The organism is Agrobacterium vacciniicorymbosi, assembly GCF_040427045.1.
Classification (GTDB): domain Bacteria; phylum Pseudomonadota; class Alphaproteobacteria; order Rhizobiales; family Rhizobiaceae; genus Agrobacterium.
The window spans coordinates 67300-91761 of record NZ_JBETMF010000002.1 but is presented as its reverse complement, the minus strand read 5'-3'; the positions used below and the strand labels follow the sequence as shown (position 1 = coordinate 91761).

Here is a 24462-nt window from a genome sequence, read left to right as displayed (position 1 = left end):
TTGCCTTCCGTGCCTTTTGCACTATGAAAAACCCGCCTCTTTTTAGAAATGCGTTCCGCCAGCGGAATGCCGCTGTCTCGGTCTGATCATATGTCGCATAATACATTCGGTTATCTCTTCCGCGTTTCCACCTGGGGCGAAAGCCACGGCCCGGCACTGGGCTGTGTCATCGACGGCTGCCCTCCGGGCATCCGCTTCACACTTTCCGAAGTGCAGGCTTGGATGGACAAGCGCAAGCCCGGCCAGAGCCGTTTCGTGACCCAGCGCCGCGAAGACGACATCGTCAAGGTTCTCTCCGGCGTGATGATGGATGCAGACGGCGAGACGATGATCACGACCGGAACGCCGGTGTCGATGATGATCGAAAACACCGATCAGCGCTCCAAGGATTATGGCGAGATCGCCAGGAGCTTCCGCCCCGGCCATGCCGACTTTACCTATGATCTGAAATACGGCATTCGCGATTATCGCGGCGGCGGTCGCTCGTCTGCGCGGGAAACCGCTGCGCGCGTGGCTGCCGGTGCGCTGGCCCGCAAGGTGGTGCCGAGCCTCGATGTGCGCGGCGCGCTGGTGCAGATCGGCAAGCACAAGATCAATCGCGCCAACTGGGACTGGAACCAGGTGAATCAGAACCCATTCTTCTGCCCGGATGCCAAAATGGTGCCGGTCTGGGAAGAATATCTGGATGGCATCCGCAAGGCAGGTTCCTCCATTGGCGCGGTGGTCGAAGTCGTGGCTGACGGCGTACCCGCCGGCATCGGTGCGCCGATCTATGCCAAGCTCGATCAGGATATCGCTTCCAACCTCATGTCCATCAATGCCGTCAAGGGTGTGGAAATCGGCGAAGGTTTCGCTGCTGCCGAACTGACCGGCGAGGAAAATGCCGACGAAATGCGCATGGGCAATGACGGCAAGCCGCTTTTCCTGTCCAACCATGCAGGCGGCATTCTGGGCGGCATCGCCACCGGTCAGCCTGTCGTTGCGCGCTTTGCCATCAAGCCGACCTCCTCCATTCTGACTGAGCGTCAATCCATCGACGCCGATGGCAACAATGTCGATGTGCGCACCAAGGGTCGCCACGATCCCTGCGTGGGCATTCGCGCCGTGCCGATTGGCGAAGCCATGGTGGCCTGCACGGTTGCCGACCATTACCTGAGAGACCGTGGCCAGACCGGCCGTCTGAAATAGGAACGCGAACCACCATGACCTACGATCAAAAGCGTGTCGTTGAAGCTATCCGCGCCTTCGAGGCAGGCGAGATCGTTGTTGTCATGGATGACGACGACCGCGAAAACGAAGGCGATCTCATCGTTGCCGCCGTGCATTGCACGCCGGAAAAGATGGCCTTCATCGTGCGCCACACCTCCGGCATCGTCTGCGCGCCCATGCCACGAGAAGAGGCTAAACGCCTCAATCTCAACGCCATGGTCGCGGAAAACGACAGCGCGCATACGACCGCCTTTACCGTTTCGGTAGACTTCAAGCACGGCACCACGACTGGCATTTCCGCCAGCGACCGCAACGTCACGGTTCGCAACCTGGCCAACCCCAATGCGGGTGCTGCCGATTTTACCCGCCCCGGCCATATCTTTCCGCTGGTATCGCGCGAAGGCGGCGTTCTCATGCGCTCCGGCCATACGGAGGCGGCAGTCGATCTGTGCAAACTCGCAGGCCTGCCGCTCATCGGCGTCATCAGCGAACTCGTCAATGATGACGGCACCGTCATGCGCGGCCCGCAGGTTTCCGCCTTTGCCGAGACCCACGGCATGAAGCAGGTGTCTGTCGCAGACCTTATCGCCTATCGCCAGCGCAAGGAAACGCTGGTCGAAAAAGAATCGGAATTCACCCTCGACACGCCTTTCGGCCCCGCCAAGGCCCAGACCTATTCCCTGCCCTGGGACCCGATGCAGCATATGGCTGTAATCTTCGGCGATATTCGCGATGGCGTTGACATTCCCGTGCGCCTGCACCCGGAAAATGTGGCTGACGACATCTTCGGCAAGAAACAGCCGGTGCAGCATTACATGGAAAAGATCGCAGCCGAAGGCCGTGGCGTCATCATCTATCTACGCGAAGGCTCGGTCGGTGTGGGACAAGTCGCCGGACGCCGCAAATCCCGCGATCCCGATGAAGCCCACGAACAGGCCCGAACCCGCGACGACGAATGGCTGGAAATCGGCCTTGGCGCGCAAATTCTGAAAGAGCTTGGCATAAGCTCCATCAAGCTGCTCACTTCCCGCGAGCGCCATTATGTCGGGCTAGAGGGTTTTGGCATCAAGATCAGCTCGACGGATATTGGGTGACGAATGCTTTCGTCATTCCTTTTTTCGAAGGTGAGAGCGGTCTGAGCTGACGCGCAGGAAATACATCTACCTCAGTCATCCCGCACTTGATGCGGGATTCAGCCGACGCGCGTCCGCGCGTCGAGAATAGCCTTTTCAGCCCAAAGACTTGGGCTGACTAGACCCCGCATCAAGTGCGGGGTGACGGAAGCGAAAACCTTTGCGGATAACCCGATCCACCGCCCTTTCACCCAAGCCACTCATCCAGATACCGCACACTCTCAACACCGGTAAACTTGGCGAGCCGGTTCAATTCCGCATCCAGCTTCGCCAACCGGCCAGACGACGGACGCACGCCCTTCTCGAGCCACAGGCGCTTTACATCCAGCGTTCCACCTTTGCGCTCCGCCTTCATGTCGATGCGACCGATCAGCCTGTCCCCTTCCAGAAGCGGGAAGACATAATAGCCGTATTGCCGCTTCGGCTCCGGCACGAAGACTTCGATGCGGTAATAGAAGCCGAACAGGCGTTCGGTGCGGGCGCGGTTGCGCAGCAGCGGATCGAAGGGGCTGAGCACGCGGATGCGGTTGGGTGGCTCCATCCCAGCTTCTGCTTCCCCTGTGAACCCTTCAAAGGCATAGGAGACGCGTTCCTTGGCGCCGTCGGAAGAGGCGAGTGAGACTTCGCAGAGTTCATCGCGGTGATCTGTCACCCACTGCTTGGCTTCCTGCGGCGTGACGATGTCGAAGAAGGCGGAGATTTCCCCTGATGTTGCAAAGCCAAGCCTCGTTAGCGCTTCACGGCAGGCCCAGTCTACGAAGTCGTCATGATGCACATCCAGATCGTGATGCTCGGAAGGGATCACCCGTTCCGCCAGATCATAGACTTTCTGGAAGTTGACGCGCCCTGCCACGGCCAGTTTGCCAGTGTGCCAGAGATATTCGAGTGCTGTTTTCGAGGGATGCCAGTTCCACCAACCGCCGGACTGGTGACCTTCCGCCTTCATATCGCGCGACATGGTCGGGCCATTTTCGGCAATACGGCGATAGGTTTCCTCGAAGGCGGAATCGAAACCTTCGCCGTGCCAGCTGCGCCAGCGCTCCTGAATGATCGGCTCGCGGCGGCGGAAGCGGTGTTTCCAATAGGGGTAGAAGGTCGCGGGCAAAATGGAGGCGTCATGCGTCCAGTGTTCGAACAGCGCCCGGTCCTTCTCCAGCAGTTCCGTCAGGTGCTGGCGCTTGTAGGTCTGGTTGCGGGAAAAGATGATCTGGTGATGCGCCCGCTCCACCGTGGCGATGCTGTCCACCTGCACGAAGCCGATGTCGGTGATCAGCTTCAACAGATCGGCCTTGCCCATGGCGCGGCTGGGCGATGCGGACAGCCCCTGTCGCGCCAGGAAAATACGTCGTGCTGCTTCGTTCGAAATCAGAATCGCCATGGCAAAAGCCTATGGTTGTGGGGTCGAAAAATCAATGTTCTTTTTTTGTTCCTTGTTTTGTTTGGTGTCTCCAGCGTTTATAGAAACTGCGACAGCATTTTGGGGACTGGCAGTTGGATATTCGTTTTCACGATGCGGGTGTGGCCTTTGAAGGCAGAGCGGCGGTCGAGCCCTTGACGCTTGCCCTCACCGAGCGGCGCATCGGCATCATCGGCCTCAACGGTTCCGGCAAGACGACATTTGCACGGATGATCAATGGTCTGACGAAACCGACGAGCGGTCATGTCAGCGTCAACGGGCTCGATACGGTCAAGGACGCGTCCGAGGTCTTGAAGGATGTCGGCTTCATCTTCCAGAACCCGCAAAACCAGATCATCCTGCCCATTATCAGAGACGACGTTGCCTTCGGCCTGAAAAACAATGGGCTGGACAAGGCTGCCATCGATGCGGCGGTGGATGCGACCTTGCAACGCTTCGATATCCAGCATCTGGCCAAGCGCCGCGCGCACGAGCTTTCCGGTGGCGAATTGCAGCTCTCAGCCTTGGCGGCGCTGACCATCACAAATCCAAAAATCCTCATCATGGACGAGCCGACCAACCAGCTCGACCTCAAGAACCGCGCCTTGGTGGAGCGGACCATGGCGGGGCTGGAGCAGGATTTGATCGTCATCACCCACGATCTGCCGCTGCTGGCATGCTTCGACCGCGTTCTTCTGTTCCACCAAAACAGGCTTCACGCCGACGCATCCCCTACCGACGCCATCCGGCTTTACCGCGAATTGGCACTGACATGAAAAGCCTCCATGTCGAAGGAGCAGGCTGGCTTTACAGCCTCTCGCCACGCATCAAGCTGGCAGGCCTTGCGCTGTTCAGCATCGCCCTCTTTCTCACGCGTGATCCCCTCCTCCTCCTCGCTGCCGTTATAATAGCGGGGCTGGTGCTGTGGCAGGCGCATCTGGGATTTCGCGAAACCGTGGCGCGGCTGCGACCGGTTCTGCTGACCATCGCCATTATCGCCGTTTTCAGCTTCCTGCTGATTTCCGCGTTGGATGCGATGGTGGCCCTCTTTCGGCTGACGGCGCTGACGCTTTTGGCGACCGCGATTACGGCCAGCGTCAGCATTTCTCAGTTCATGGATGAAATAGCCTTTGCACTGCGTCCGCTGGAAAGATTGGGACTTGCCAAAGCTGCCGATGTGGGTCTGGCGGTCGGGCTCGTCGTGCGTTTCGTACCTGAAGTCATCAACCGCTACGAGACGCTACGCGATGCTCACCGTGCGCGTGGAATGAAGGTGAGGCTGCATACGATCCTTGTTCCGCTCATCATTATGACGTTGAAGGATGCCGATGCGATTGCGGATGCCATTGACGCGCGCGGTTTCAGAGGCCAAACCTCGTCTCATGATATTTAGAGATGGGAGCCTCTTGAGAATGAAAACCCGTGACCTCGTTCTGATCTCGCTGTTTTCAGCCATCATCATCGCGCTTGGCCTGTTGCCGCCGCTTCCGCTTGGCTTCATTCCTGTGCCTATTACCGCGCAGTCGCTGGGCGTCATGCTGGCTGGTGTGGTACTGGGGGCGAAGCGCGGCACGCTGGCCGTTCTGCTCACCATTCTCATCGCCGCCATCGGCCTGCCGGTTCTGTCGGGTGGTCGCGGTGGGCTTTCGATCTTCTACACGCCGACAACCGGCTTTCTGATCGGCTGGATTGCCGCAGTCTTCACCACCGGTTATCTGTCCGAGCGTCTGGTCAACCGGGATCAGTCTGCACTCGTGCAGGGTGTTAACTTCTTTCTCGCGAGCGTCGCCGGTGGGGTGGTCGTGCTGTATGCGTTCGGCATCACCTATCTTGGTTTTGCAGCCGGCATCGGTTTTCAGAAGGCCTTCGTCGGCTCCATGGCCTTCATTCCTGGCGATGTTCTCAAGGCCGTTCTCGCAGCTCTCGCTGGCCGCGCCGTGATGGCTGGGTATCCGCTGTTGCCGCAACGCGCATAAGTCTTCGAATTGCCCACGTTCAGGAGTCACCGCCATGGCCACACGGCTTTACGAGCACCCGATATTCCTGGAACACATTACGCCTGCGGGCCATCCAGAGCGGCCCGACCGGCTGCGGTCGCTCAACATCGCGCTGGAGCATCCGAATTTCGAGCGGCTGGAGCGGAAAGAAGCGCCGCAGGCCAATGAAGACGCCGTTTTGCTGGCGCACCCCGAGAGCCATCTGATCTCGATCATGCGGCAAATCCCGGAAGATGACGGCGAGATCAACCGCATCGAGGCCGATACCTATGCCTCGCCCAAAAGCCTGCAAGCGGCGCTCACCGGCATTGGCGCTGCCATGGCGGCGGTGGATGATGTGTTCAGCGGCGCCGCCGACAATGTTTTCGTGGCCAGCCGCCCGCCGGGCCACCATGCCGAAACCGAAAAGGCCATGGGTTTTTGCCTGTTCAACAATGCCGCCATCGCCGCCCGCCATGCGCAGAAGGTCCATGGTGCGGAACGCGTCGCCATCGTTGATTGGGACGTGCACCACGGCAATGGCACGCAGGACATTTTCTGGAACGACACCTCGGTTCTGTTCTGCTCCACGCACCAGATGCCGCTTTACCCTTGGAGCGGCGACAAACGCGAGACGGGCATCAAGAACAACGTCGTGAACGCGCCGCTTTCGCCCAACACCGGCAGCGACCATTTTCGTGAGGCTTTCAAATCCCGCGTGCTGCCGGCGCTTGCCGATTTCTCGCCCGATCTCATCATCATCTCGGCGGGTTTCGATGCGCATCACCGCGATCCCCTGGCGCAGATCAACCTCGTGGGCGAGGATTTCGATTGGGCAACGGGCCGAATTCTGGAGATGGCCGACAAATTTGCCGCCAACCGGGTCGTCAGCCTGCTTGAAGGCGGTTATGATCTGGAAGGGCTGGCGGAATCGGCAGCCATGCATATTTTGAGAATGATGAAGGGTTGAACATGACGGAAAATGCCAACACAGCCGATGTCAGCGGTTATTCTTTCGAAAAGGCTGTCGCCGAGCTGGAAAGCATTGTCGCCCGTCTGGAACGCGGCGATGTGGCGCTGGACGAATCCATCGCCATCTATGAACGTGGCGAAGCCCTGAAGAAGCATTGCGAAACCCTGCTGACAGCCGCCGAAAAGCGCATCGAGAAAATTCGTCTGGATCGCGCAGGCAAGCCGGTGGGCGTGGAGCCGCTGGACGGGGAATAAGCGCTGAGGTTTTTACTCAGAGCGGCACCCACCATACATATCCGTCACCCTCGGGCTTGTCCCGAGGGTCTAACCACGTTTAACGTTGGGGTTCGTTAGATGCCCGGGACAAGCCCGAGCATGACGGCGGAGAGAGAGGGAACGTCGTCAAAATACGTCGCCCACCCTCCCGCGACATAAGAACACAGCGTTCATCATCAGACCCTCAACCAACGTTCCAAATCATGGTAATCTATCCGCCAGTCACGCAGGAGATTTGCCATGTCGTTTTTTCCCGGAAATGACCCCGCAGCAGGCGATGCCTTTGCCTGCGATGCCATCGAAAATCTGATCATTCCGCGCTCGAGCGATATTGGTGGCTTTGCCGTGCGGCGCGCGTTGCCGACGCGGGAGCGCAGGCTGGTTGGTCCCTTCATCTTTTTCGATCGCATGGGTCCGGCCATTCTCAAAGCCGGGGAAGCGCTGGATGTGAAGCCGCATCCGCATATCGGGCTCTCCACCGTCACCTATCTTTTCGATGGTGAAATCAAGCATCGAGATAGTCTCGGCACTGAACTGACGATTCGTCCGGGCGACATCAATCTGATGACGGCGGGGCGCGGTATCGTCCATTCGGAGCGGACACCGGAAAATCTGCGTGGCCATCCGCTCTCCATGTCCGGGCTGCAAACATGGCTTGCCCTGCCCGACAACAAGGAAGAGATCGCGCCGGATTTTTCCCACACCGGGCGCGAAGCCATGCCTGTCATCGACACGAAAGGCGCATCGGGCCGCGTCGTCATCGGCTCCTTTGCGGGATCGTCGTCACCGGTCAAGACCTTTACCGATACGCTCTATGTCGATCTGACGCTTCAGGCTGGCGTCAAATTCCCCTTCCCTGCAGATCATGAGGAACGAGCGATCTATATTCTCTCCGGCTGCCTGGAAGTGGCGGGCGATGTGTTTGCGGCCGATCAGCTGATCGTGTTTCGTGCGGGCGATGACATTACCTTGAAAGGCGGCATTGCAGGTTGCCACATCATGATTTTTGGCGGCGCGGCGCTGAATTCCAAGCGATATATCTGGTGGAATTTCGTTTCGTCATCAAAAGAACGCATAGAAAAAGCCAAGGAAGAGTGGAGAACCGGGCGCTTCGACATCGTACCGGGGGATGAGGAAGAGTTTGTCCCTTTGCCGCAGGGTTGAAATTCGTTAAAACGATTTTAGTCTTGTCGTAGGCCAGAATGCACACCATCTGGAAGCGGCAGATCGAACACCAGATACGAAGGCCGAACGATTGACCGGAATGCCAGAGACACCATTGCTTGACCGGGTGAAATTCCCATCCGATCTCAAGTCCATCGAAGATCGCGACCTGCCACAACTGGCCAGGGAATTGCGCGATGAGATGATCGACGCCGTCTCAACGACGGGCGGGCATCTGGGTGCGGGGCTGGGCGTCGTCGAACTGACCATTGCAATCCACAAAGTGTTCAACACGCCCGAGGATCGGCTGATCTTCGATGTCGGCCACCAGTGCTATCCGCACAAGATTCTGACCGGTCGTCGAGATCGCATCCGCACGCTGCGGCAGGAAGGCGGCCTGTCCGGCTTTACCCGCCGTGCGGAAAGCGAATATGACGATTTCGGCGCAGGCCACTCCTCAACCTCCATTTCCGCCGGTCTTGGCATGGCCGTCGCCGCCGAGCTTGACGGCAGCAACCGCAAGGTCATCTCCGTTATCGGCGATGGCTCCATGTCGGCAGGCATGGCATTCGAAGCGCTGAACAATGCCGGTGCGCTGGATGCGCGCCTGATCGTCATTCTCAATGATAACGATATGTCGATTGCCCCGCCGACCGGTGCCATGAGCGCCTATCTGGCGCGTCTGGCATCCGGCCGCACCTATATGGGCTTTCGCGATTTCGGCAAGAAGCTGACGGCTTATCTGGGCAAGACCATCGACCGCGCCATTACCCGTGCCGTGACCCATGCGCGGGGCTATGTTACCGGTGGAACGCTGTTTGAGGAGCTGGGCTTCTATCACATCGGCCCCATCGATGGTCATTCCTTCGAGCACCTGCTGCCTGTCTTGCGCAATGTGCGCGACAACCAGAAGGGTCCGGTGCTGATCCATGTGGTGACGCAAAAGGGCAAGGGATACGCGCCTGCCGAAGCTGCTGCCGACAAGTATCACGGCGTCAACAAGTTCGATGTCATCACCGGCGCGCAGGCCAAGGCCAAGCCGAATGCACCGAGCTACACCAGCGTCTTTGCCGAAGCGCTCATTCAGGAAGCCACGCTGGACGACAAGATTGTCGGCGTCAGCGCCGCCATGCCGAACGGCACGGGTCTGGACAAGCTGGCTGAACTCTTCCCGACCCGCAGCTTCGATGTCGGCATTGCCGAGCAGCACGCGGTGACCTTTGCGGCGGGCCTTGCTGCGGATGGCTACAAGCCGTTCTGCGCGCTCTACTCCACCTTCCTGCAACGCGGTTACGACCAGCTGGTGCATGACGTGGCCATCCAAGGGCTTCCCGTCCGCTTCCCGATAGACCGCGCCGGTTTCGTCGGGGCTGACGGCCCCACCCATTCCGGTTCGTTCGATACGACCTTCCTCGCTACCCTGCCAGGCATGGTGGTGATGGCGGCTTCGGATGAGGCGGAACTGAAACATATGGTCCGCACGGCTGCTGCCTATGACGAAGGCCCGATTTCCTTCCGCTATCCGCGCGGCGAAGGTGTTGGCATCGAGATGCCTGCGCGTGGCGAAATTCTGGAGATCGGCAAGGGCCGCATCATCAAGGAAGGCACCAAAATCGCGCTGCTTTCCTTCGGCACGCGTCTTGCGGAATGCCTGGCTGCTGCGGAAGACCTGGATGCGGCTGGCCTTTCCACGACGGTGGCCGATGCGCGCTTTGCCAAGCCGCTGGACCTCGATCTCATTCGCCAGCTCGCCAGCCACCATGAAGTTCTCATCACCATCGAAGAAGGCTCAGCAGGTGGTTTTGGCGCGCATGTGCTGCATTTCATGGCCAGCGCCGGTCTTCTGGATACGGGGCTCAAGGTCCGCACATTGACGCTTCCTGACCAATGGGTCGAGCAGGCCAAGCCGGAAATCATGTATGCCAATGCAGGGCTTGACCGCGCTGGTATCGTTTCCACCGTGTTCAACGCGCTGGGCCAGAAGCAGGCAGGCGTCGGTTACGCTGTCTGATCGAGCCCACAACGATACCCCCATAAACAAAACCCGCCGGATCGCTCCGGCGGGTTTTGTGTTTCAGCGGTTTGGTTCTTCTCAGAACTCTTCCCAATCCTGTGCGGATGGCTTGGCCGCCGTGTCTGCCTGTGGCGCGAAGGCCTTGGCAAGGCTCTGTCCGAGAGCGCGAGCGGGCGAAGAAACCGGACGGGCGGTCGGCTGGGCAATCTTGGCAGCAGGGCGTGGCTTTACCGAGAAGGCTGGCTTCGTTGCCGGTGCAAAGGACGAGCGGGGAGCAGCAGGCGCAGCCGATGGTGCGAAGACCGTCGTGCCACGTACGCCACCACCGAGATTGAACTGGCCAATCAGGCCATTCAGGGCTTCAGCTTCGCGGGCCAGAGCATGGCTTGCAGCGGTCTGCTGTTCCACCATCGCGGCGTTTTGCTGCGTGCCCTGATCCATGGTGTTGACGGCGGTGTTGATTTCCTGAAGGCCGGTTGCCTGTTCGCGGGCAGCGGTGACGATGGTGCTGACGTGGGAGTTGATTTCCTCGACTTCGGAAATGATCGCCTGCAAGGCCTTGCCGGTTTCACCGACGAGGTTCACGCCATTTTCCACCTGCTGGCTGGACGCACCAATCAGGGCCTTGATTTCCTTGGCGGCATTGGCAGAACGCTGTGCGAGTTCACGCACTTCCTGCGCCACGACCGCGAAGCCCTTACCTGCTTCACCGGCACGTGCCGCTTCCACACCAGCATTCAGCGCCAGAAGGTTGGTCTGGAAAGCGATATCGTCGATAACACCGATGATGTTGGTGATCTCGCCCGAGGACTTTTCGATTTCCTGCATGGCGGCAACGGCCTTGCGAACGACGGTGCCGGAGTTTTCAGCCCCTGCCCGTGCGCGCTGAACCAGTGCGCTCGCCTCTTCCGCACCACGGGCGCTGTCACGCACGGTGGTGGTGACTTCTTCCAGCGCAGCTGCGGTTTCTTCGATGGAGGCTGCCTGCTGCTCGGTACGGCGGGAGAGATCATCTGCCGATGCCAGCATTTCAGATGCACCGGCATTGATGGCCGAAGCATTTTCGCCAACGTTGCGCAGCGCTTCCTGAAGCTTCTCCAGAGAGCTGTTGAAGTTGAGACGTAGCGGCTCGATGAACTCAACGAATGGCGTTTCGATGCGGTAGACCAGATTGCCATCGGCCAGCGCCTGCAGACCCTTGGCAAGCTCTTCACGGGCAAACAGCTGCTCGGCTTCGGCACGGGCCTTTTCCGCTTCGTTGCGGCGGCGGTCAGCTTCCGTTGTCGTACGCAGGCGGTCACTTTCATCCGATAGGCGGGATTTTTCGATACCGGCTTCCTTGAAGACCAGCACGGCCTTGGCCATCTTGCCGACTTCATCGCCACGGTCGAGTGCGGGAACTTCGACGGATGTATCACCATCGGCCAGGCGGCTCATGGCATTCGTCATGCCGACGATTGGGGAAACGATGGCGCGCGACAGAGCCCAGATGAGCAGCACGGCAACAACGCCAGCGGCAGCACCGCCACCCAGAAGCGCGAGTTCGAGATTGCTGTGTGCACTGGACTGCGCGGCGATCTGGCTTGCCGAAGCAACCGACAGCTGCTCCTTGATCTTGGCGGCAGCGGCACGGAAACCATCCAGCTGACCTTTAGCCTGATTGCGGCCAATCTCGATGACTTCGGAAATCGGCGCTTCCGTGGTCTTGCGCGCAGCCATCTGCGGCTGGGCCAGCTGCGTGTAAAACACGGTGGCGGTTGCCTGCATGTCATCGATGGATTTCAGGATGTCAGGCTGACCGGCGGCATAGCCGCGTGCCTCATCCAGCTTCTTCAACATCAAATCGCGCTGAGCAAACACGTCATTATAGGTGCTGTCGCTGCGAAACAGCAGATAGCCGCGCTGATTGACGGCCTGCTCCAGCATGGCAGCCTTTGCGTCATCGATGCTCGACACGATCTTGCCGGTGTTGGTCTGCTGGTCGGAGATGCGCTTGGCATCGATCGTTTGCAGGAAGACGAACGCGGAAGCCACAAGGCAGACACCCATCAATGCAATGAAAGTGGCAACCAGCTTGAGGTTAATGGGTAGATTTTTCAAAGACATCGAGTGCTCTTTCGACACGCTTCGGTGAGGCTGATTCAAATCAGCCTATGGGGGACTGTATTTTTTCTGGAGGCCGCCTTCATGGCAGACGTGATGAGATCAACTCAGCTTAGCCATAGACTGCAATAAAGCCGTTTATTTTCGCTTAAACTTGCAGACATCAGTTATGGATGCTGCATATTCACATGGCAGTCTGCCCTTTGTCTCAGGGCTCACACGCATAAAATGCTTGCCTTGCGGGCATTTGACAGTCATTGACACGGCCATGTCTAATTCATCTGAAAATCACCGGCTGGACCAGCTTCTGGTATCGCGCGGCCTGTTTGCCAGCCGCTCCCGCGCACGCGATGCAGTGGAGCGCGGTACCGTGCGCGTCAACGGCAAGGTTGTCACCAAGCCTAGCCTGACATTTCCCGGAAATGTCGTCTTCGAAGTCAGCGATCCGGCGCAGGATTATGTCTCGCGCGCGGCCTTGAAACTGGTCGCTGCGCTGGACCATTTCCAGCTGGAGCCCCGCAATCTGGAATGTCTCGATGTCGGCGCGTCCACCGGCGGCTTCACCGAAGTTCTGCTGAAACGCGGTGCGTCCCACGTCACCTCCATCGATGTCGGCCACGGCCAGATCCATCCGCGCATTGAAAACGACCGACGCGTCACCAGCATCGAAGGTTTCAATGCCCGCTTTCTGACCAGTGACGATATCGACAACCGACCGATCAGCTTCATCGTGTCGGACGTGTCCTTCATCTCGCTGAAGCTGGCGCTCGCCCCTGCCCTTGAACTGGCGGAGCCCGGCGCGCTTGCCGTGTTGCTGGTGAAGCCGCAATTCGAAGCCGGTCGTGATGCGATCAGCAAGGCTGGTCTTTTGAAGGAACCGGAAACCGCACCCGATGTCGCCGCAGAGCTTGAGCGCTGGCTGGTGGAGGACATGGGCTGGGTCAGCCTTGGCCTTATCCCGTCACCCATTGCAGGCGGCGATGGCAATGTCGAATTCCTTCTCGGAGGCAAAAAGCCATGAGCACCCAAACCGTGAAGATACAGAGTCTGGGCGCGCAGGGCGACGGCATTGCCCACTGTCCCGAGGGCACGGTCTACGTGCCCTTTGCATTGCCGGGTGAAACCGTCGCCATTGCCCGCGTCAAGGACCAAGGCATGGTCATGTCCATTGCCGAGGCCGCCCCCGAGCGGCGCGAGCCTGCCTGCCGCCACTTCGGGCCGGATGGCAAGAACGGCACCTGTGGTGGCTGTTCGTTGCAGCATATGGCCGATGAGCCCTACCACGTCTTCAAGCGCAGCCTTGTCGTTGCCGCACTGAAGTCCAAGGGGCTAGAGGTTGAAGTCGATGCGCTGGTGCACTGTCGTCCGGGCGAGAGACGCCGCGTCGTCTTTACCGCCCGCAAAACGGAAAAAGGCCTCCTTCTCGGTTTCAGCCAGGCCGGCAGCCATCACATCGTTGCCATCGAAGAATGTCCCATCGCGTCGGATGGTATCATCTCGCGTCTGGACACCATCCGGGCCATTGGTCTGCCGCTGGCGTCGAGCGCGGAGCCATTCCGCATCACCGTTATGGAAACGCGGACCGGGCTCGATATCTCCTTTGAAGGCATCAAGGCGCCAAACGACAAGCAGCGCAGAACGGCGACGGAAATCACGCTGGCCACGCGCGGCATTGCACGCGTTTCGATTGCCGGTGAAATCCTGATCGAGCCGCAAAAGCCCATGATCGATTTCGATGGCGTTATGATTTCGCCACCATCTGGCGGCTTCGCGCAGGCCACCAAGCAGGCGGAAGATGCGATGGCGGAACTGGTGCTGGCGCATGTCGGCAAATCCAAGCGCATCGCCGACCTTTTCTGCGGCTCCGGCACATTCGCGCTGCGGCTTGCCCGTCTTGGCAAGGTGCATGCGGTGGAGGCGGAAGACAAGGCGCTGAAGGCGTTGGATCTCGCGGCCCGCAACACGCAAGGCCTGAAGCCCGTCACGATTGAAAAGCGCGACCTGTTTCGCCACGCTCTGACCACCAAGGAACTGAAGAACTACGATGCCGTGGTCTTCGATCCGCCGCGCGCGGGTGCCGAAGCCCAATGCAAGGAACTGGCAAAGAGCGGCGTGAAGAAGATCATCGCTGTCAGCTGCAACCCGCTGTCTTTGGCCCGCGATCTGGCCATTCTGGTGGAGGGTGGCTACCGCCTGACCAAGGTGACACCCATCGACCAGTTCCTCTGGTCGCCGCATGTGGAAGCGGTTGCGACGCTGGAGAAGTAAGCTACTTCTCCCTCATCACCAAACCGTATCGATATTGCCATTCCCCACCACGCCATCGCAACGGCAGCGTCCGCCGACGCGGCCCTGCTGCACCGGGCAGACGTAGGGGCGCGAGCGGTTGGCGCTATCGGGTGGCGTCACCACGCAAACGAAGCGCGGGCGGCGGCGGTCATTGTTGTTGCGGTTGGATTGACCTGCCTGGCTGTTGAAATTCTGCACTTGAATGACATCGCTCTGCGCAGGCTGCGACATCAGCGGCGGCTGGAAGCTGGCCGCTTCCGCGATGCTGGAAAGTGAGACTAGGGCGAGCGTTGCGAAAACGATATTGCGCATGGTGGCGGCTTTCTTGAAAGGCGGGTGTTGTTGCGCAAAGACTAAACAGCCTTGTTTTGCAATTCCATAAGAGATGCCAATTTTCACCAGCCACGCTTAACGGCGCATGAATGCCTCGAACGCCGCTCTGGCTTCGGCGCTCTGCAACTGCGCGGCAAAATGCACGATTTCCGCATCGATCCTTGCCCGCACCTCCGCGCCATCGCCTCGCAGCAGATCACGAGCGATCTTCAGTGCCTGCGGTGGTTTTGCAGCAAGCTTTGCGGTAATCTTCAAGGTCTCAGCCTCCACCTCAGCTGCCGACACGACCTTCCAGATCAAACCGGCCTGCAATGCCTCATCTGCCGAAAAGCCTTCGTTTGCGGCCAGAAGCGCGAAAGCGCGTTGATGGCCCATGATGCGTGGCACGAGCAGACTGGACGCCGCTTCCGGCACCAGCGCCAAGTCCACGAAAGGTGTCTTAAACAGGCTGCGGCTGGAGGCAACTGTGAGGTCGCAATGCAGGTTGAGCGTCGTGCCAATGCCAATGGCTAGCCCATCGACGCCGGAAACGATGGGTTTGCCGACGCTGACGAGTGCATGCAGGAAATCCCCCGCTGCCAGCCGACCCTTACCGCCGGACATGGCAAAGGCCATGAAATCGGCCATGTCGTTGCCTGCTGTAAAGCAGCCTTCGGAGCCAAGGAAAGCGATGGCACGGATGTCCGCATCGGCATCTGCCGCCTGCAAGGCCTCGATCATGCTACGATACATCGCGTCCGTGATGGCATTTTTCTTGTCCGGGCGGTTGAAGCGGATGACCTGTACGCCGGGTGCGGTTTCAGGACGTTCGACAAGAATATGTTCGGCAGACATGGAAACTCCTTAACCCAGCACGGCACGGGCCGCTTCTAGGCTCGCGGCACCTGATATTACGCGGTCTTTCAGCGCAGACGTTTCCGCCAGCAGGTTTTCGGCGGTGAAGCGGCACAGCGCTGTGCGGCTTGCCCCCTGTCCGTCATCAACCGATGCCAGCGCCCCCTTGGCGAGATAGGCGCCCGTCAGCGCCAGTCCGAACAGCCGCTGATATGGCGTGGCACCGGCCAGTGCAGCAGCGGTTTCGCCCTTCGCCAAGGCATCCAACAGCCACTCGGTCGCGTCTTCCAGATCGGTGATGCTCTGGTCGAGATAACGCCCGGTCTCGCCCAGCTCTGGCGTGTTGGAAGCGTGAATGGCCTGCGCCTGTTCCTTCAGCTCCGCGATGAAACCACGCACCTGCGAGCCCTCGGAGAGCGGCAACTTGCGCATGACGAGGTCGATGGCCTGAATGCCATTGGTGCCTTCATAGATCGGAGCAATGCGGGCGTCGCGCAGGTAACGCGCCGCACCTGTTTCTTCAATGAAGCCCATGCCGCCATGCACCTGAATGCCGAGCGATGCCACGTCCACACCGGCATCGGTGGAAAAGGACTTGGCAATGGGTGTCAGAAGGGCTGCACGCTCCTGCCAAAACTTACGCTTGTCGGCATCGACCTCAGCGTGGCTCATGTCGATGGCGTGGGCGCAGGAGAACGAAATGGCGCGAGACCCTTGAGTCAGCGCCTTCATGGTCAGCAGCGTTCTGGCGATATCGGGATGTTCGATGATCGGGCTCATGCCGGTCGCCTTGGTGCCGGGTGCCTTGCCCTGCGTGCGGTCCCTGGCATAGGCGATGGCCTTCTGCGTTGCCGCCTCGCAGATCGCAACACCCTGCATGCCGACGGCCAGACGCGCATTGTTCATCATGGTGAACATGCAGGCGAGACCCTTGTTCTCTTCACCGACAATCCAGCCAATGGCGCCCTTTTCAGCGCCGTAGCGACCATCGCCGAAAATCATCGTGCAGGTGGGAGACCCGTGAATGCCGAGCTTGTGTTCCAGCGCATGGCAGAACAGGTCGTTGCGTTCGCCGGGATTGCCCGCCGCATCGGGAAGGAATTTCGGCACGAGGAACAGCGAGATACCGCGCGTTCCCGCTGGCGCATCCGGCAGGCGTGCCAGCACCAGATGAATGATGTTGTCGGCTGCGTCGTGTTCGCCCCAGGTGATGAAAATCTTCTGACCGAAAATGCGGTAGCTGCCGTCACCGACGCGTTCTGCCCGCGATTTCAGCGCTGCCAGATCAGAACCGGCATGCGGCTCGGTCAGGTTCATGGTGCCGGTCCAAACGCCGGACACCAGGTTTTCCAAATAGGTTGCCTTGAGATCATCGCTGCCGTGGGTCGCGATTGCTTCTACAGCCCCCATGGTCAGCGTCGGGCATAGCGCAAAGGCCATGGAACCGGAATTCCACATTTCCAGCGCCGCGACATTCAGCAGATGCGGCAGCGCCTGCCCACCGAATTCTTCCGGCGCGGTCAGGCCGTTCCAGCCACCTTCGGCCCAGCGGCGATAAAGATCGGCCCAGCCATCCGGCGTACGCACTGCTCCGTCCACCAGCTTGGAGCCCTGTTTGTCACCAATCTCGGCAAGCGGTGCGACCTCATCGGTGGCAAAACGACCGGCTTCATGAAGAATGGCATCGACGGTATCTTCATCGAGATCACCGAACGCGCCGTCCTCCAGCGCTGATTTGAGACCTGCCACATGTTTCAGCGTAAAAGCGATATCGTCGACCGGTGCGGTATACATCCTGCCTCCTCCCGAAGCGTCTGCCTGCAATGCGATAGCCTTCGGGGCTAAATGATTTTTACGTAAACGTCAATTTGAAAAAGTTGCACTGCGATCAACTTCCCTGTCATCGCGTACTCATCGGCGGCTACTGCGCACAGCATTCGCCACTCCTGTAATCAAACTGTCACAAAACTCTGGTCTGCATGATATCGTCGCAAAAGCGGGATATTTTACCGCTGCCCGCCGCGATTGCCCGTTCAGGATAACGCCCATGGATATTCCGCATCCCGCCATTCCCGGTCTCGTCTGGGCCTATCGCTTTCGCCCCGGCATCGAGCCATGCACCCGGCTTGCACCGGATGTGCAACTGGCCGAGCTTCAGACGGAAGACGGTTTTTTCTGGCTGCACCTCAATCTCGCAGATAGCCGCGTTGCCAGCTTTCTGGAGAACATGCAGGGGCTGGATGAGAGCATCAAGGGCAATCTGACGACCCATGAGACCCACCCCTCCATCGTGGTGGATGACGGGGCGCTCTACGGAACGCTGGTGGATTTCCAGCGTGAGTTCGATCAGGAAACCCGCGATATCGGCTGGCTGCATTTCGCGCTGGGTGAACGCTACATTATCACCACGCGCCTGCAGCCGCTGCGCTCCGTGGATCGGCTGCGTGCCGCCATCGACAAGAACCCGAAGCGCTACTCCACGCCATCCCATGTCTTCGAAGGACTGGTGGCAGAGTTTCAGCGCAGCCTGATTGCACTCGTCATGGAGACGACGGAAGAGCTGAATGCCATCGAGGACTTCGTCTATGACAGCACCCCGCGCGATGAACGCCGCAGGCTTGCCCCCGTGCGCCGTACGGTCGTTCGCCTGCACCGACATCTGCGCACGGTGCTGACCCTGATGCGCAGAGCTTCTGCGGCGGATGACGAGGAAATGCCTTTCGGCTTTGAAGAGATTGCTGCGCGACTGACCGGCAGGCTGGAATCCATCGACCACGATGTCTATGCGCTTCAGGAGCGGGCGAGACTACTGCATGAAGAAGTGGATTCGAAGCTCTCCTCCGAAACCAACCGACATCTCTATATTCTATCGCTGATGACGGCGTTTCTTCTGCCGCCGACACTGGTCACCGGCTTCTTTGGTATGAACACCGGCGCCCTGCCCTTCACCGAGGGCACAAGCGGTACGATCTATGCTGCGAGCTTCATCGCGGCCTCGATCCTGTTTGCCTGGTTCATCCTGAAACGCGTCGGCATTCTCTAAATGCAAAACGCCGCCCGGATGGAGCCGGACGGCGTTTCTCGCTTCACTTTGTCAATCGATCAGCCGTAAGGCGAATAGCACGTCTGGCGTGGGCCATTGTAAGGCTGGAACGTGTTGCTATAGGCATCGTAAGAGCGGTAGCGACCGAAGCACCAGTTCACATGGCTCTGGCTGAGGCCAGCGCGGGGAGCCGCACGGTAGACCGGACGTGGGCGATATTCCGGCACAGGGCGATAGACTTCACGTGGCTGGGCAAGCGCGCCGCCAATGATCGCACCGGCACCGAAGGCTGCCAACGGGAACCAATAGCCGTTGTGGTGGCGATAGCCAGGACGATATTCGCGGTAGCCACGGTGGCCACCGTAATAGCCCGGACGATAGTCACGACGGTAGCCGCGATCACGCCAGTACTGAACATTCACCACGCCAGTGTCGGCCTTATCAACCGCAGGCGGAGTGACGGAAATGGGCATGGCCTGTGCGGGCACGACGGAACCCGCAGCAGCGAGAACCGAGAAGCCGGCAGCCCAGATAGTTTTCATATAATTCTGCATCTGATTTCCTCCATCCACGGCCGGATATTCTGCCGGCACATTGTGAATAACGACGTTCTTCTTGTGTATCGGTTCCCGCGAAATGCGGGATTATTTATATGTTAGTAGATTATAAATGGCTATCTGAACCCAGCATTAACAACGTGTTCACACTAACTTGATGGCTCATAATAAATAAAATAGAGAAAGCCCGACATTTGCCGGGCTCCCTTTAAAATCGTTCAGTTTATGGGGAAACGCACTGGCGGCGTGGACCATTGTTCGGCTGGAAGGTATTGTCCGACGCGCGGTACGAACGGTAACGGCTTGCGCACCATTGCTGATGGCTGCTGCCGTAAGACGGACGGGCCTGCGATGCTGCACCACCAATGATCGCGCCTGTGGCGAACGCTGCCAGCGGGAACCAGAAGCCGTTATGCTGACGGTAACCACGGCGATATTCGCGGTAGCCACGATGGCCATTGTAATAGCCCTCACGCGATGGACGACGGAAATCGCGATCGCGGTGACGATAGGAACGATCGCGATAGAAGCGGCGTTCGCCATCACGATACTGCACTTGCACGACATTCTCAGTCGATGCCTGAACAGGCTTCGGCATGGGAACCGGGACCTGGAATGCCTGAGACGGCGTAAAGCTCGTCAAAACCATGATAAGAGCTGTAGCAACGCTCGTCTTGCGCAAATTCAGCATGAATTTCCTCCGTGTTATGACACTACGCGTTGAGACCGCGCTTCGATGATCAACTAACGGGAAAATTCGCTATTGGTTCCATTGTGCAAAAATCGAACCAAGTATAATCAGGCTTCTACTTGCACATCCGTCAAAGGACGCGAACAGCAGGCGAGGATATACCCTTCCTCGATGTCTTCATCGAGAATGCCGCCATTGTGGCTCATCTCGACTTCGCCCGAGAGCTTCAGCACCCGGCAGGTGCCGCATATGCCGGATTCGCAGGCAGCCCCGATGCGCACGCCAGCGGCACGCGCCGTCATTAGAATGGTCTGGCCCGGTTGGCACGGCACATCCTTGCCGGACAGGGTGAAGCCGATCTTGGCCAGCACTTCACCATCGTCAGGCAGATCGCTTTCGCCGACCGCAACCGGCATGGCCGGAGAGAAGCTTTCCTGATGATATCGCGCCATATCGAAGCCGGAGGCTTCCAGCATGGAGCGAATGGCGGCCATGAAGGGCTCTGGTCCGCAACAGAACACGGTGCGATCCATGAAATCATGCGACAGCAGCGCGATCTTTGCCTTATCCACCATGCCCTTCAACCCCGACCAGAGATCGGTGCGACCGCAATTTTCGACAATGAAGCCCAGCGACAGGTTGGGCATGAAGCGCGCGAGATATTCCAGCTCGTGCCGGAACACGATGTCGGATGGGGAGCGCGAGCAGTTGATGAAGGAGATATCGCTTTGCGGCGCGCGGTCGCTCATATCGCGCACCATCGACATCATCGGCGTGACGCCGGAACCTGCCGAGATGAACAGATACTTGTCGCCCGGATGGCGCACATAGGAGAAATCCCCCAGCGGCCCGAGCGCACGAATGCGCATGCCCGGCTTGAGATTATTAAACATCCAGCGCGTGCCGACACTGGTGGCCTGCGCCTTGACGGTGACGGCCAGCGCATAGGGACGCGACGGGCTGGAGGACAGCGTATAGGTGCGAAACAGCGGCTCCGGCCCCACCGGCAGTTCCAGCGTCACGAACTGGCCCGGCAGATAGCGAAACCAATTCGGACCTTCGGAGCGGAACAGGAATGTCATCACGTCAGGCGTTTCGGGTGTGACCGAAATACATTCCAGCATATGGAGCTTGTCGCTCCACGGCTTCATTTCATCGATATGCTTGTATGTCGTCTTCATGTTCATTGCGGTCATGCGACAGCCGAGAGTTTTTGCTTGTCGCCCGACAGACGGTCGATCATGAAATCAGAATACCAGTTCACGAACTGCATAACGCCGCCCTCATCTTCCATCGAGTAAGGGCCGGGCTCATAGGCAGGCGAGCGGATGCCGAAAGCGTTCTCTTCGACAATGCGGCGGTCCTGATCGTTGGTCTCGTTCCAGACATGCGTCAGGTCTTCCAGATCGTAATCCACACCCTCGACGGCATCCTTGTGCACCAGCCACTTGGTCGTGACCTGCGTTTCCTGCGGACCGAGCGGCAGTACGCGGAAGGAAATCAGGTGGTCGCCCAGGAAGTGGTTCCAGGTCGTGGGGTAATGGAACAGAAGCAGCGCACCGATATGGTCGATGGTCACATCGTCAGAGAGCGGGCGGCGCACGGCGCGCTTGCCGGACATGGTGTAGCTTTCGGCCTCGCCGATCAGCGGCATGCGCGCCACACGGAACTGGCCTTTGGGGTCAATCTTGAAGCGGCTGGGCAGACCAGCGGCTTCACAGCGCGCCCAGTGGCCGCCGATTTCCGGGTCGCTCGCGCCGCCATCTGTGCCGGTGACGCTGGGGTTTTCCGGGTAGGTGCGGCAGAGTTCCGGGTGGTTTGCGGCGCAATGGTAGCACTCGCGGTTGTTTTCCCACACCAGCTTCCAGTTACCCTTTTCGATGATCGTGCTTTCATGGGCGACCTTGGCCTCCCAGATGCGGTGCGGCGCCATATAGGCTTCGACTTCGGCGCGCACCGGCGCAAAATCCATCGGCTCATTGGCCAGACAGATGAAGACGTAACCGGCGACGGATTCGCAGGCAATCGGCTTCAGGCCGAAGTTTTCCTTATTGAAATCCTCGCCCATGTGGCGGGCAAACAGCAGCTTGCCATCCAGATCATAGGTCCACTGGTGATATGGACAGACGAGGCGGGCGGACTGGCCTTTCTGGCTGGTGCAGACGCGCGAACCGCGGTGACGGCAGGAATTGTGAAAGGCGCGGATGGTGCCATCCTTGCCGCGCACGATGACGACGGCATATTCGCCGATCTGCACGGTGAGATAGGTGCCAGCCTTCGGCACTTCGCAATCATGCGCCACAAACAGCCAGTCGCGGTACCAGATGTTTTCCATGTCCAGCTGGAAATAGTCCTGATCCACGTAGAAAGGCTGCTCCAGCGTGAAGCCCTCACGACGGTTTTTCAGTTGGCGCAATACGGTTTCACGCAAATCCATGGCCATGTCCTCGAAAAGTCGCGGCGAGCTTCCAGTCCTATGCCGCTTTACAGGGAATTATCTAATCATTCGCACCGCTCTTCAGCACCACATACAGCGACATCGGCTTCCGCATTGGCGACAATTTGCGACATGTCGCATAAAGGCAATAACCCGTAATTTCGTTAGGAAAACAGCGGCTTATTCTCCGTTTACCGGAAAAATCCGTCGCAATATGACGCAAAAGCCGCTGGTGCCAATCCTTAACATCTACCATGCCGCAACAAGGGATTTTTAACCCCCTTCCCGTAAAAACATGGGGACAGGCAACAGGAGTTCTCCCAATGGAGAAGGGAACGCAAATCCGCTACTTCGATGCGAACGCAGGCAAGGCGGCTCCGACACGTTCGAAAACCGCTCATTCGGACTTCCTGCGCACTGGCAAGATCGCCCGCTACGAAGAGAGGTGGGTTCCCCGCGAACCGCGCTATCTGACGCATGATCAGGTTGCGGAAATCACTGGTCGCAAGCTTCAGGCTGCCGGTGAAATGACCCATTCCCGGCTCGATTCCTTTCACAGTTCGATCCGCTTTCCCAAAATGGTGTTTCACCGCACCATCGAAGAACTTCCGCATCTGGGCTACTGCCATGTGACCGCGTCGCGCACCAGTTTCGATGCAAAGACACCGGTGCTGTTTTCCTTCTACTTCGCCAATTTCTTTTCCGAACTGTGCGGCGACGAGCAATTCTTCGAAAATATCGATCCGCGCCAGTCGCGCATGTATTTCGCCATCGCCATGGATATGGCCGGTGACAAAACGGTGCAGATCAACAAATCCGTCCACCGCGATGGTCTGCTGTTTCGCACCAGCGACCCGAAAATCGCGCTGAAGAACGTGCTGATGCTGGGTACGCGCTCTAATGAAATGCGCAAGTTCATCCGCACACTATAAGCCTGCGCCGCAAACGGCTTTCCAATCCGGCTGAAAACCTCTAAAGCATGCCGCGCAAAACCGTGCGGCGCTTGTCAGCGACGCGCATCATTGGGTGCAGCATTCATGGCGCGTCATATTCACATCGAACAGGACAGGCAGACGGCGCTTCGCGAGGCTGTCGATGTGCTATCGTCCGGCCATCCCGTCGCCATTCCGACGGAGACGGTCTATGGCCTTGCCGCCGATGCAACCAACCCCGCCGCCATTACCCGCATCTACGAAACCAAGGGACGCCCGCAGTTCAACCCGCTGATCTGCCATATGGCCAGCATCGCGATGGCGGAAGACTATGCGGTCTTCGATCCCATCTCGCGCAAGCTGGCGGAAGCGTTCTGGCCGGGACCGCTGACACTCATCCTGCCGCTGAAACCGGAAAGCACGATCCATGCGCTGGCGACGGCGGGCCTTGATACGGTCGGTATCCGCATTCCCAAAGGTTTCGCCAGTGACCTGATCGCCGCCTTCGGCAAGCCGCTGGCGGCTCCCAGCGCCAACAGTTCCGGCAAGATCAGCTCCACCAGCGCCGCCCATGTGGAGGCGGATCTGGGCGAGAAGGTCGGCCTAATCCTGGATGGCGGCTCCGCACCTGTTGGCGTGGAATCCACTATCGTTAAGGTCGAACAGGATGGCTCCGTGCGGCTGTTGCGGCCCGGCGGATTGGTGGCAGAGGAAATCGAGAAGGTCATCGGCCTTACGCTCATCCGCCCGGAAAAGGCATCTGCCACCATCGAAGCCCCTGGCATGCTGGCCTCTCATTACGCGCCCGGTGCATCCGTGCGGCTGAATTCCGTGTCCGTCGAAAAGGGCGAGGCGCTGATCCGTTTCGGTGGCAAGCCTGTCGCTGGGGAAGAAAACGCGGCAATCGTTCTCGATCTCAGCACCAGCGGCGATCTTGCGGAAGCGGCCACCAATCTCTTCGATCACCTCAAGACCGCCGATGCCAGCGGTGCCAGCAGCATCGCCATCACGCCCATCCCGGCAACAGGGCTAGGCGAAGCCATCAACGACCGGCTGGCGCGTGCCGCAGCCCCCCGCCCCTGACAAATCCCCCCGAGGACCTC

General features: G+C 59.1%; 23 protein-coding genes. 14 read left to right on the top strand and 9 right to left on the bottom strand.

What is annotated here, in order from left to right:
• Window positions 1-90: 90 nt before the first annotated feature.
• Both aroC and ribB read left to right on the top strand, forming a co-directional pair.
• Entirely contained in the window at window positions 91-1188 is a 1098-nt protein-coding gene (gene aroC / locus ABUK73_RS03585; RefSeq protein WP_353576078.1) for a chorismate synthase, read from the top strand.
• Window positions 1189-1202: 14 nt separating this feature from the next.
• Window positions 1203-2303, top strand: coding sequence for a 3,4-dihydroxy-2-butanone-4-phosphate synthase (gene ribB / locus ABUK73_RS03580; RefSeq protein ID WP_113088657.1), 1101 nt, complete (start codon window positions 1203-1205; stop codon window positions 2301-2303).
• A 226-nt stretch (window positions 2304-2529) separates the two neighbouring features.
• Here the strand turns inward: ribB and ABUK73_RS03575 are convergent, their stop codons facing one another.
• Window positions 2530-3720 carry a winged helix-turn-helix domain-containing protein gene (locus ABUK73_RS03575; protein ID WP_353576077.1) on the bottom strand — a complete coding sequence of 397 codons (1191 nt, stop codon included), beginning with the start codon at window positions 3718-3720 and terminating at the stop codon, window positions 2530-2532.
• A gap of 113 nt (window positions 3721-3833) precedes the next feature.
• Between ABUK73_RS03575 and ABUK73_RS03570 the strand changes: the two genes are divergently transcribed.
• The 7 genes from ABUK73_RS03570 to dxs all read left to right on the top strand — a co-directional run bounded on the left by ABUK73_RS03570 (window position 3834) and on the right by dxs (window position 10137).
• Window positions 3834-4514: an energy-coupling factor ABC transporter ATP-binding protein gene (locus ABUK73_RS03570; protein WP_353576076.1), complete on the top strand. Its 681-nt coding sequence runs from the start codon at window positions 3834-3836 to the stop codon at window positions 4512-4514.
• Entirely contained in the window at window positions 4511-5131 is a 621-nt protein-coding gene (locus ABUK73_RS03565) for an energy-coupling factor transporter transmembrane protein EcfT (protein WP_353576075.1), read from the top strand. Before ABUK73_RS03570 ends, ABUK73_RS03565 begins: the two co-directional genes overlap by 4 nt.
• Window positions 5132-5150: 19 nt before the next feature.
• Window positions 5151-5714: a biotin transporter BioY gene (locus ABUK73_RS03560; RefSeq protein ID WP_353576074.1), complete on the top strand. Its 564-nt coding sequence runs from the start codon at window positions 5151-5153 to the stop codon at window positions 5712-5714.
• A gap of 34 nt (window positions 5715-5748) precedes the next feature.
• Entirely contained in the window at window positions 5749-6684 is a 936-nt protein-coding gene (locus ABUK73_RS03555; protein ID WP_353576073.1) for a histone deacetylase family protein, read from the top strand.
• Window positions 6685-6686: 2 nt separating this feature from the next.
• Entirely contained in the window at window positions 6687-6941 is a 255-nt protein-coding gene (locus ABUK73_RS03550; protein ID WP_042618153.1) for an exodeoxyribonuclease VII small subunit, read from the top strand.
• A gap of 261 nt (window positions 6942-7202) precedes the next feature.
• Window positions 7203-8126 carry a pirin family protein gene (locus ABUK73_RS03545; protein WP_353576072.1) on the top strand — a complete coding sequence of 308 codons (924 nt, stop codon included), beginning with the start codon at window positions 7203-7205 and terminating at the stop codon, window positions 8124-8126.
• Window positions 8127-8217: 91 nt separating this feature from the next.
• Complete coding sequence (gene dxs / locus ABUK73_RS03540; RefSeq protein WP_353576071.1) at window positions 8218-10137, top strand: 1-deoxy-D-xylulose-5-phosphate synthase; 1920 nt, start codon at window positions 8218-8220, stop codon at window positions 10135-10137.
• Between the two features lie 81 nt (window positions 10138-10218).
• Here dxs and ABUK73_RS03535 read toward each other — a convergent pair whose 3' ends face one another.
• A complete protein-coding gene (locus tag ABUK73_RS03535) occupies window positions 10219-12246 on the bottom strand; it encodes a methyl-accepting chemotaxis protein (RefSeq protein ID WP_353576070.1) in 2028 nt (675 codons plus the stop codon).
• 265 nt (window positions 12247-12511) lie between these two features.
• Between ABUK73_RS03535 and ABUK73_RS03530 the strand changes: the two genes are divergently transcribed.
• Together ABUK73_RS03530 and ABUK73_RS03525 are read left to right on the top strand one after the other, a co-directional pair.
• A complete protein-coding gene (locus tag ABUK73_RS03530; protein WP_353576069.1) occupies window positions 12512-13264 on the top strand; it encodes a TlyA family RNA methyltransferase in 753 nt (250 codons plus the stop codon).
• A complete protein-coding gene (locus ABUK73_RS03525; RefSeq protein ID WP_353576068.1) occupies window positions 13261-14511 on the top strand; it encodes a class I SAM-dependent RNA methyltransferase in 1251 nt (416 codons plus the stop codon). The genes ABUK73_RS03530 and ABUK73_RS03525 overlap by 4 nt, the downstream gene beginning before the upstream one ends.
• A 15-nt stretch (window positions 14512-14526) precedes the next feature.
• On the opposite strand, the gene ABUK73_RS03520 is transcribed toward ABUK73_RS03525, so the two are convergent.
• The 3 genes from ABUK73_RS03520 to ABUK73_RS03510 form a co-directional block, all read right to left on the bottom strand.
• Window positions 14527-14844, bottom strand: coding sequence for a hypothetical protein (locus tag ABUK73_RS03520; RefSeq protein WP_353576067.1), 318 nt, complete (start codon window positions 14842-14844; stop codon window positions 14527-14529).
• Window positions 14845-14940: 96 nt separating this feature from the next.
• Window positions 14941-15699, bottom strand: a complete 759-nt coding sequence (locus ABUK73_RS03515; protein WP_353576066.1) for a crotonase/enoyl-CoA hydratase family protein — start codon at window positions 15697-15699, stop codon at window positions 14941-14943.
• A gap of 9 nt (window positions 15700-15708) precedes the next feature.
• Window positions 15709-17493 carry an acyl-CoA dehydrogenase gene (locus ABUK73_RS03510; RefSeq protein WP_353576065.1) on the bottom strand — a complete coding sequence of 595 codons (1785 nt, stop codon included), beginning with the start codon at window positions 17491-17493 and terminating at the stop codon, window positions 15709-15711.
• A gap of 253 nt (window positions 17494-17746) precedes the next feature.
• Here ABUK73_RS03510 and ABUK73_RS03505 point away from each other — a divergent pair, with 253 nt between their 5' ends.
• Window positions 17747-18742: a transporter gene (locus tag ABUK73_RS03505; protein ID WP_353576064.1), complete on the top strand. Its 996-nt coding sequence runs from the start codon at window positions 17747-17749 to the stop codon at window positions 18740-18742.
• A gap of 59 nt (window positions 18743-18801) precedes the next feature.
• Here the strand turns inward: ABUK73_RS03505 and ABUK73_RS03500 are convergent, their stop codons facing one another.
• The 4 genes from ABUK73_RS03500 to ABUK73_RS03485 all read right to left on the bottom strand — a co-directional run bounded on the left by ABUK73_RS03500 (window position 18802) and on the right by ABUK73_RS03485 (window position 22427).
• Window positions 18802-19296, bottom strand: a complete 495-nt coding sequence (locus tag ABUK73_RS03500; RefSeq protein ID WP_353576063.1) for a BA14K family protein — start codon at window positions 19294-19296, stop codon at window positions 18802-18804.
• 226 nt (window positions 19297-19522) lie between these two features.
• On the bottom strand, window positions 19523-19990 hold the full coding sequence (locus ABUK73_RS03495; RefSeq protein WP_113088672.1) for a BA14K family protein: 468 nt from the start codon (window positions 19988-19990) through the stop codon (window positions 19523-19525).
• 107 nt (window positions 19991-20097) lie between these two features.
• Entirely contained in the window at window positions 20098-21177 is a 1080-nt protein-coding gene (locus ABUK73_RS03490; protein WP_113088764.1) for a 2Fe-2S iron-sulfur cluster-binding protein, read from the bottom strand.
• 5 nt (window positions 21178-21182) lie between these two features.
• Window positions 21183-22427, bottom strand: coding sequence for an aromatic ring-hydroxylating oxygenase subunit alpha (locus ABUK73_RS03485; protein WP_353576062.1), 1245 nt, complete (start codon window positions 22425-22427; stop codon window positions 21183-21185).
• Window positions 22428-22750: 323 nt separating this feature from the next.
• On the opposite strand from ABUK73_RS03485, the gene ABUK73_RS03480 reads away from it, so the two are divergent.
• Window positions 22751-23359: a DUF6656 family protein gene (locus ABUK73_RS03480; protein ID WP_353576061.1), complete on the top strand. Its 609-nt coding sequence runs from the start codon at window positions 22751-22753 to the stop codon at window positions 23357-23359.
• Window positions 23360-23464: 105 nt separating this feature from the next.
• Complete coding sequence (locus ABUK73_RS03475; protein WP_353576060.1) at window positions 23465-24442, top strand: L-threonylcarbamoyladenylate synthase; 978 nt, start codon at window positions 23465-23467, stop codon at window positions 24440-24442.
• The last annotated feature ends 20 nt before the right edge of the window (window positions 24443-24462 follow it).